The organism is Nocardioides sp., assembly GCF_034670285.1.
Classification (GTDB): domain Bacteria; phylum Actinomycetota; class Actinomycetes; order Propionibacteriales; family Nocardioidaceae; genus Nocardioides.
Window position 1 is genome coordinate 1 of the sequence record NZ_JAXMNS010000126.1, and the last position, 8,936, is coordinate 8,936.

Consider the following 8,936-nt stretch of genomic DNA (forward strand, 5'->3'; position numbering starts at 1 on the left):
AAGCAAACCTCCCGACCCTCCTCCACCTCGACCGCACGGTCGGGGGCGAAGAAGCCTCCCGCCAAGAAGCCGGCCTCGAGCAAGACGTCAGCCAAGAAGCCCACCGCCAAGCGCACGGTGGCCGCCGGGCCGGCCCCTCGCGCGGTTCGCACGGGCACCGGTCCGGTCGCCCGGTTCTTCCTGGTGGTGCTGCGGGCCCTGGGTGCGCTCTGGCTCGCCGCCGCTCACGGCGTGGGGGCCGCTGCGCGTGGTCTCGGACGCACCGCGCGCGAGCTCGATCCCGAGCACCGGCGCGACGGCGCCGGACTCTTCCTCTTCGCCGTGGCCGTCGTGGTCGCCTCCTCGGTGTGGTTCGAGGCGACGGGCGGGATCATGGAGTTCGCTCGCGCCGCTGTCGTCGGCACCGTGGGCAAGGTCGGCTGGCTCGTGCCGCTGGCACTGACCTGGTCGGCCTGGCGGATCATGCGTGACCCGGTCGGCAACGGCCCCGCAGGTCGTCAGGCCGTGGGCTGGGTCGCCCTGAGCCTCGGCGCGCTCGGCATCGTCCACATCGCTGCCGGTGACCCGCAGCCGGTGGCCGGCGACACCTCCCCGCTGCGTGAGGGCGGTGGCGCCATCGGGTACGTCGTCTCCTCGCTGCTCATGGACCTGTTGCGCACCACCGGAGTCGTCGTCCCCGTGCTGCTGCTGATCGCTGTGTTCGGGGTGCTCGTCATCACCGCCACGCCCCTCTACCGGGTGCCCGAGAAGCTCGCCGTGCTGCGCGACACCGCGCTGGGCCGGGTCGACGACGCCCACGACTCGCGCGGAGCGCGCGACGACGACTGGGAGATCGATCCCGATCTCGGCGACCCGGCGTACGACTCGCCGGTGATCGAGGACACCGCGACGCGCAAGCGCCGCGGTCGCCGCTCGGCCGAGAGCGACACCGAGGCCGACACCGACGCGATCGCCGCCGTCGAGCCCGACCACGACCAGACCTCACCCGACGCTCTCGACGTCGCGCTGGACCACGAGTCGAGCGAGGACGCCTCGCTCGCCGAGGCCACTGGGTTCTCCGGGGCCTCCGGGTCCTCGGCCACCTCGCCGGTCGCTGCTCCGGCCGGTTCGCGCGCCGAGCAGCTCGAGCCGCCGCCCCACGCGCCCCTCGAGCCGCGCATGGAGCAGCTCGCGCTCTCCGGCGACATCGTCTACTCGCTGCCTGCCAACGAGGTACTCAAGCCCGGGTCGGTGCACAAGGCACGCTCCAAGGCCAGCGACGAGGTCGTCGACCGGCTGACCGAGGTGATGTCTCAGTTCAACATCGACGCCCAGGTGACCGGCTACACCCGTGGCCCCACCGTCACCCGTTACGAAGTCGAGCTCGGCCCGGCTGTGAAGGTGGAGAAGGTCACCGCGCTGTCGAAGAACATCTCCTACGCGGTGGCCTCGGCCGACGTGCGGATCCTCAGCCCGATCCCGGGCAAGTCCGCGATCGGGATCGAGATCCCCAACGTCGACAAGGAGAAGGTCACCCTCGGTGACGTGCTGCGCTCCAACACCGCGCGCAGCGACCACCACCCGATGATCGTCGGGCTCGGCAAGGACGTCGAGGGCGGTTTCGTGGTCGCCAACATGGCGAAGATGCCGCACCTCCTCGTCGCCGGCGCCACGGGCTCGGGCAAGTCGAGCTTCATCAACTCCATGATCACCTCGGTGCTGATGCGCTCCACCCCCGACGAGGTCCGGATGATCCTCATCGACCCCAAGCGGGTCGAGCTCAACATCTACGAGGGCATCCCGCACCTGATCACCCCGATCATCACCAACCCCAAGAAGGCCTCCGAGGCGCTGGCCTGGGTCGTGCGCGAGATGGACCTGCGCTACGACGACCTCGCCAACTTCGGCTTCCGCCACGTCGACGACTTCAACAAGGCGGTCCGCGCCGGCAAGGTCGAGGTGCCCGCGGGCAGCGAGCGCGTGCTCTCGCCGTACCCCTACCTGCTGGTCGTCGTCGACGAGCTCGCCGACCTGATGATGGTCGCCCCTCGCGACGTCGAGGACGCCGTCGTCCGCATCACCCAGCTCGCCCGCGCCGCCGGCATCCACCTGGTGCTCGCCACTCAGCGCCCCTCCGTGGACGTCGTGACCGGTCTGATCAAGGCCAACGTGCCCTCGCGCCTGGCGTTCGCGACCTCCTCGCTGGCCGACAGCCGCGTCATCCTCGACCAGCCCGGCGCCGAGAAGCTTGTCGGCCAGGGTGACGGGCTCTTCCTGCCGATGGGGGCCTCGAAGGCCGTGCGTGTGCAGGGGTCGTGGGTCACCGAGGCCGAGATCGCGCACGTGGTCAAGCACTGCAAGACCCAGCTCGAGCCGACCTACCGCGAGGACGTCACCGCCCCCGCCGCCAGCAACCGGGTCCTCGACGACGACATCGGCGACGACATGGACCTCGTGGTCCAGGCGATCGAGCTGGTCGTCTCCACGCAGTTCGGCTCCACCTCGATGCTCCAGCGCAAGCTGCGCGTCGGGTTCGCCAAGGCCGGTCGGCTCATGGACATCCTCGAGAGCCGCGGGGTCGTCGGACCCAGCGAGGGGTCCAAGGCCCGCGACGTGCTGGTCAAGCCCGACGAGGTCGACGCCGTCATCTTCACCATCCAGGGGGAGCAGTGAGCACCATCTTCGAGCCCGTCTCCGAGCCCGTCTCCGAGCCCGTCACCGAGTCCATCACCGATCTCGAGCCGTCGGACGACGTCGATCACCTGCCCCCGGAGTCGCTGGAGGTGCATCGCGACGGGCCGCTGTCGCTGGTCGTCGGCGCCTTCGCCGGCGTCGTGGCGGTGGCGTTCCTGCTCCGCGCGGTGGGAACGGGGTCGCTGCTCGACTGGGCCCTGTTCGCGCTCACCGGCGCAGTCGCAGTCATGCACCTCGCTGCCCTCGTCGACGCCCGGGCGCCTCTCCTCGTCCTCGACACCCTCGGTGTCCGCCTGCGTCGCGGCTCGCTGTGGGAGGGCGTCGCGTGGTCGGACGTCGACCACCTCGAGCACCTTCCGCGTGCCAGCACGCTGCGTGACGGCTCGCTCACGGTGGTCACCACCGACGGTCGTCGTCTCGGCACCCGACTTTCCCTCTCGACCCGTCTGGTCGGCGCCGACTGGCACGAGGTCGAGGACGCCCTGGAGGAGCTGAGCGGTGGTTCGGTGACGATCACCAGCCCGCCGCGGGCCGAGCGTCCGGCGCCGAAGCCCCTGGTCGAGGTGTCCGAGGACGTCATCGACGGCGAGCAGCCCGAGAGCGAGCCGGTGCTGGTCGAGCAGCAGGTCGCTCCTGAGGCCGAGGAGACCCCTGAGCCGGAGGACGTCCTCGAGGTCGTCATCGCACCGCAGCGTGAGTCGCGCCCAGCGCTGCGCGGCGAGGTGCTCCTGACGCCGTCTCGCGAGGTCGCACCCGAGATCGCACCCGAGGTCGCACCCGAGGTCGCTCCCGGGGGCCCTGAGTCCGCCGGGTCGGCGACGCCCGAGGAGCTGCCTGCGAGCGAGCAGACCCAGACCATCGTCATCGACGGCGACCTCGACTCCGGTCCGTTCGCTCCTCGCACGCCGGTCGAGCCGGTCGTGGGGCGCCACCTCGCCCTCGCTCGTCAGCGTGTGGGCGTCTCGGTGGAGTCCCTCGCCGAGCGCACGCGCATCCGCCCTCACGTGATCGAGGCCATCGAGGTCGACGACTTCGAGTCGTGCGGTGGCGACTTCTACGCGCGAGGTCACCTGCGCACCCTCGCTCGAGTGCTCGGTGTCGACTCGGCCGAGCTGCTCGCGCTGTACGACGAGCACTACGCCCACGCCCCGATCGACGCCCGCCGCGTCTTCGAGGCCGAGCTCGCCGGAGCCCAGGGGAGTGGCCGGGTCGGTCGGGGCGGACCTAACTGGTCGGTGCTCGTCGCCTCGGTGATGGCCGTCGTCCTGGTGTGGTCGGTGGCGCGCCTGGTGATGGAGGGTCCCGTCCCGCTGTCGGACCAGCCGGTGCTCAACGGTTCGCCGGGTGGTCGCGCCACGCTGTCCGGAGCGACCACGAAGGTGCCGGTCACCCTGACCGCCGCCACCGGAGGCGCTCGGGTGATCGTGCGCGACGCGCGTCAGCAGGTCGTCTTCGATGCCCAGCTGGCGTTCATGCAGACCGCCGAGCTGAGCGTGGCACCGCCCGTGCGGGTCAGCACCACCGACGGCGGACTCCTCGTCACGGTCGACGGCACGGACGAGGGCGCCCTCGGAGCCACCGGACAGGACGCCCAGCGCACCTACGTGCCGTGAGTCACGTCCGCGACGGGTTGTCGTGGTTGGTGAATCACGGCGCCGGGGCGGCATAGTAGGTCCGACATGACGACATCGACGACCCCCACTTCCGACTCCCCGAGCAGCCTTCCGACCGGCGAGGGCGAGAACGCTCCGTCGCGCGAGCTGCTCTCGGTGGCCATGCTCACCCTCGGGTGCGCCCGCAACGAGGTCGACTCCGAGGAGCTCGCCGGTCGACTCGCGGCCGACGGGTTCCGACTGGTGTCCGACCCGGCCGAGGCCGACACCGTGGTCGTCAACACCTGCGGCTTCGTCGAGGCGGCCAAGAAGGACAGCGTCGACGCCCTGCTCGAGGCCTCCGACCTCAAGGAGACCGGACGCGCCCAGGCCGTCGTGGCGGTCGGCTGCCTGGCCGAGCGCTACGGCAAGGACCTCGCCGAGACGCTGCCGGAGACCGATGCCGTGCTCGGCTTCGACGACTACCCCGACATCGCCAACCGTCTCCGCGCGATCGTGGCGGGCGAGACCCACCACGCCCACACCCCGCAGGACCGCCGACTCCTGCTGCCCATCAGCCCGGTCGACCGGACCGCGCCCGAGGTGGCCCCGCGCCAGCGGCTCGAGTCCGGGCCGCTCGCGCCCCTCAAGCTCGCGAGCGGGTGCGACCGCCGGTGCACGTTCTGCGCGATCCCGGCGTTCCGCGGCTCCTTCGTCAGTCGTCGCCCCTCGGACGTCATCACCGAGGCGCGCTGGCTCGCCGACCAGGGAGTGCGCGAGCTCTTCCTGGTGTCGGAGAACTCCACGTCGTACGGCAAGGACCTGGGAGACATCCGTCTGCTCGAGACGCTGCTGCCCGAGCTCAGTGCGATCGACGGCGTGGAGCGGGTGCGGGTGTCCTACCTCCAGCCCGCCGAGACGCGTCCGGGCCTCATCGAGGCCATCGCGACGACGCCCGGCGTGGTGCCCTACTTCGACCTGTCCTTCCAGCACGCCAGCGCCACGGTGCTGCGGCGCATGCGTCGCTTCGGCGACCCCGAGAGCTTCCTGGGCCTGCTCGAGAAGGTCCGGTCCTTCGCGCCCGAGGCGGGGGTGCGCTCCAACGTGATCGTCGGGTTCCCCGGCGAGACCGAGGACGACCTGCAGACGCTGTGCGACTTCCTGGTCGCTGCCCGCATGGACGTCACCGGGGTCTTCGGCTACTCCGACGAGGACGGCACCGAGGCCGAGTCGTTCACCGACAAGCTCGACCCCGACGAGGTCTGGGCCCGCGCGCAGCACGTGACCACGCTCGTCGAGGAGCTCAACGCCCAGCGGGCCGAGGAGCGCATCGGCGAGGACGTCGTCGTGCTCGTCGAGAGTGTCGAGGAGATCGGGGCCGAGGGCCGAGCGGCCCACCAGGGTCCCGAGGTCGACGGCACCACGCGGCTCGAGGGCGAGGCGACCTGGAAGGTCGGCGACCTGGTGCCCGCCCGCGTCGTGAGCACCGAAGGCGTCGACCTGGTGGCGGTCGCGACAGGAGAAGCCCGATGAGCGAGACGACGCCGGCGAAGACGAGCAACTACAACCTGCCCAACGCCCTGACCACCCTGCGGATCCTGCTGGTCCCGGTGTTCGCCTGGGCCCTGCTGGGTCACGACCACGACTCGATCGGCTGGCGCGTCACGGCCTACCTGATCTTCGCGGTCGCCGCCATCACCGACAAGATCGATGGCGACATCGCGCGGGCGAGGGGGATCGAGACCGACTTCGGACGGATCGCCGACCCCATCGCCGACAAGGCACTGACGGGCATGGCCTTCATCGCGCTCTCGATCACCGGAGACATCTGGTGGGCCGTCACGATCGTGGTGCTGCTGCGCGAGTGGTCGGTGACGATCCTGCGGCTCTCGGTCGCCAAGAACGTCGTGATCGCGGCAGCCCGCAGCGGCAAGATCAAGACGATGCTGCAGGCGCTGGCCCTCGGAGGGCTGATCCTGCCCGGCAAGCAGATGACCGGCTGGGCCGACGTCCCCGGCGACGTCCTGTTCGGCGTCTCGCAGGTCCTGCTCGCCGCGGCGGTGGCCATGACGCTCTGGTCCGGGTACGAGTTTTTTCGCGAGTTCTGGCGCCAGCGCGGGATCACTTCCGCAGCCTCGCCGTCGCACCCCTGACGTTTTCTCGGAGTTTTCGCCAAGGGGTAGACGGGGTGTCCCCGCACCGGGTTAGTGTTCAGGCCTTCCCCTCTGCAGGGTCGAATTTCGGGCTCAGCAGGTGCACCATGACCCCGTTGTGCTCGACCCTTCGAAGGGTAATAACTCTGTGTTCACGCACCCCACACGTCGGCGCGGCATCGCTGCCGGCGCACTCCTCAGCCTGGTCGCGGCGCCGCTCTCGGTGATCGCCACCACCTCGCCCGCCTCAGCAGCACCGGCGGACGAGGTCGACGTCCAGATCCTCGCGACCAACGACTTCCACGGCCGCATCGCGAACGACCCGTTCACGTCCGCGGCCGGCGCCGCGGTGATGGCAGGGGCCGTCGACGAGCTCCGTGCGGCCAACCCGTTCACCACGTTCGCTGCGGCCGGTGACCTGATCGGCGCCTCGACGTTCGAGTCGTTCGTCGACCAGGACAAGCCGACCATCGACGCGCTCAACGAGGCCGGCCTCGAGGTCTCCGCGGTCGGCAACCACGAGTTCGACCAGGGCTACGACGACCTCGTCAACCGCGTCATGGCCCCCTACGACGCCACCAGCAACCCCAAGGGTGGTGCTGAGTGGAAGTACCTCGGCGCCAACGTGAAGATGAAGGATTCCGGCGACCCCGCACTCGAGGCGACCTGGATCAAGGACGAGGGCGGCGTGCAGGTCGGCTTCATCGGTGCCGTCACCGAGCACCTCGACGAGCTGGTGAGCCCGGACGGGATCGCCGAGATCGAGGTCACCGACATCGTCGAGGCGACCAACGCCGCGGCTGACGACCTCGTCTCCGACGGAGCCGACGTCGTGGTCCTCCTGGTGCACGAGGGAGCTCCGACCACCGACTGCTCCGCGATCGACTCGCTGGGCGCCGACTCCGACTTCGGCTCGATCGTCCAGGGTGTCAACGACAACGTCGACGCGATCGTGTCCGGGCACACCCACCTCGCCTACGACTGCTCCTTCCCGGTGCCCGGCTGGTCCGGTCGCCCCCTGACCGAGCGCCCGGTCGTCTCGGCCGGCCAGTACGGCGCCAACCTCAACCAGCTGGTCTTCACCGTCGACTCGAGCACCGGAGAGGTGCAGGCGAAGACCCAGACGGTGCTCAAGCTGAAGGACGCCAGCGGCGCCGCACCCAACTACACCCCCGACGCGGCCACGCAGGAGATCGTCGACGAGGCAGTCGCCAACGCCGAGGTCCTCGGCGCGGAGCCGCTGGGTGAGATCAACGACGACTTCTACCGCGCCAAGCTCGCCAACGGCACCACCGAGAACCGCGGCGGTGAGTCCACCCTCGGCAACCTCGTTGCCGAGATCCAGCGGGACGCGACCGAGGACGAGACGTTCGGTTCTGCCCAGATCGCGTTCATGAACCCCGGTGGGCTGCGCGCCGACCTGCTCGGGATCGACGGCGCGTTCCCGCGCACCGTGACCTTCAAGCAGGCCGCGAACGTGCAGCCGTTCGCCAACACGCTGGTCAACATGGACCTCAGCGGCGCCGAGATCAAGACGGTGCTCGAGCAGCAGTGGCAGCCGGACGGCTCCTCGCGACCGTTCCTCAAGCTCGGTGTCTCCGAGGGCTTCACCTACACCTACGACCCGGCCGCTGCCCAGGGCGAGCACATCCTCGCGATGTACCTCGACGGCGAGCCGATCGACCCGTCCACCATCTACTCGGTGACGGCCAACTCGTTCCTGGCCTCCGGGGGCGACAACTTCAGCGCCTTCAAGACCACGGGTCGTACGCAGGACACCGGCCGCACCGATCTCCAGGCGCAGGTCGACTACTTCGACGAGTTCGCCTCGACCTCGCCGCTCGAGGTCGACTACAGCCAGCGAGCCGTCGGCACCACGCTCGGAGAAGGTCCGTTCGCCGCCGGCGACACCGTCGGCATCGAGCTCAGCTCGCTGTCGATGACCGGTCCCGGCGACGTCACCGACACCGAGGTCGAGGTCACGCTCGACGGAGACTCGCTGGGCACCTTCCCGGTGACCACGACGGCGCTGGAGGCCCTGCCGGGCTTCGACGAGGCCGGCACCGCGTCGGTCGTCGTCACCATCCCGGCCGACGCTGCCACGGGTGACTACGAGCTCGAGGTCAGCGGCGCGACGACCGGCACCGACATCGCTGTCCCGATCTCGGTCCTGGGCGCACCGGCCAAGGTCAGCCCGCGTCTGAAGATCACTGCGCCGAAGAAGATCAAGAAGAACAAGCGCCCGCTCGTCCAGGTCGCGCTCGGCGGCCGGGGTGCAGGCGAGGTCACCGGCGAGGTCCGCTTCCGCTATGCCGGCAAGCAGGTCACCAAGCAGGTCACCAACGGCACGGTGCAGCAGCGCCTGGCCAAGCTGACCTCGAAGAAGACCAAGGTCAAGGTCATCTACCTCGGCGACGGTGAGACCTTCTCCCGCAAGAAGAAGACCACCACGATCCGGCTCCGCAACAAGTAGCACCCCTCTCGCAGCAGCGCGACCGGGGCAGGGAGACCTTCCTGC

General features: G+C 70.0%; 5 protein-coding genes. All 5 read left to right on the forward strand.

From position 1 onward, the window contains the following. Positions 1–180: 180 nt before the first annotated feature. The 5 genes from VOI19_RS08190 (at position 181) to VOI19_RS08210 (ending at position 8,891) form a co-directional block, all read left to right on the forward strand. Positions 181–2,652: a DNA translocase FtsK 4TM domain-containing protein gene (locus VOI19_RS08190; protein ID WP_416366359.1), complete on the forward strand. Its 2,472-nt coding sequence runs from the start codon at positions 181–183 to the stop codon at positions 2,650–2,652. After that, entirely contained in the window at positions 2,649–4,286 is a 1,638-nt protein-coding gene (locus VOI19_RS08195) for a helix-turn-helix domain-containing protein (protein ID WP_323792474.1), read from the forward strand. The genes VOI19_RS08190 and VOI19_RS08195 overlap by 4 nt, the downstream gene beginning before the upstream one ends. Positions 4,287–4,448: 162 nt before the next feature. Beyond that, the gene (gene rimO, locus VOI19_RS08200; protein WP_323792477.1) at positions 4,449–5,798 is read left to right on the forward strand and encodes a 30S ribosomal protein S12 methylthiotransferase RimO; all 1,350 of its coding nucleotides are present in this window, start codon (positions 4,449–4,451) and stop codon (positions 5,796–5,798) included. After that, a complete protein-coding gene (gene pgsA, locus VOI19_RS08205; RefSeq protein ID WP_323792475.1) occupies positions 5,795–6,418 on the forward strand; it encodes a CDP-diacylglycerol--glycerol-3-phosphate 3-phosphatidyltransferase in 624 nt (207 codons plus the stop codon). The genes rimO and pgsA overlap by 4 nt, the downstream gene beginning before the upstream one ends. A 148-nt stretch (positions 6,419–6,566) precedes the next feature. Then, positions 6,567–8,891 (forward strand): 5'-nucleotidase C-terminal domain-containing protein, encoded by a 2,325-nt coding sequence (locus VOI19_RS08210; RefSeq protein ID WP_323792476.1) that lies wholly within the window; start codon positions 6,567–6,569, stop codon positions 8,889–8,891. Positions 8,892–8,936: the final 45 nt, after the last annotated feature.

Bases quoted from the DNA above. Each gene is read 5' to 3' on its own strand.
- rimO (WP_323792477.1), top strand. From the start codon at position 4,449: ATGCTCACCCTCGGGTGCGCCCGCAACGAGGTCGACTCCGAGGAGCTC.
- pgsA (WP_323792475.1), top strand. From the start codon at position 5,795: ATGAGCGAGACGACGCCGGCGAAGACGAGCAACTACAACCTGCCCAAC.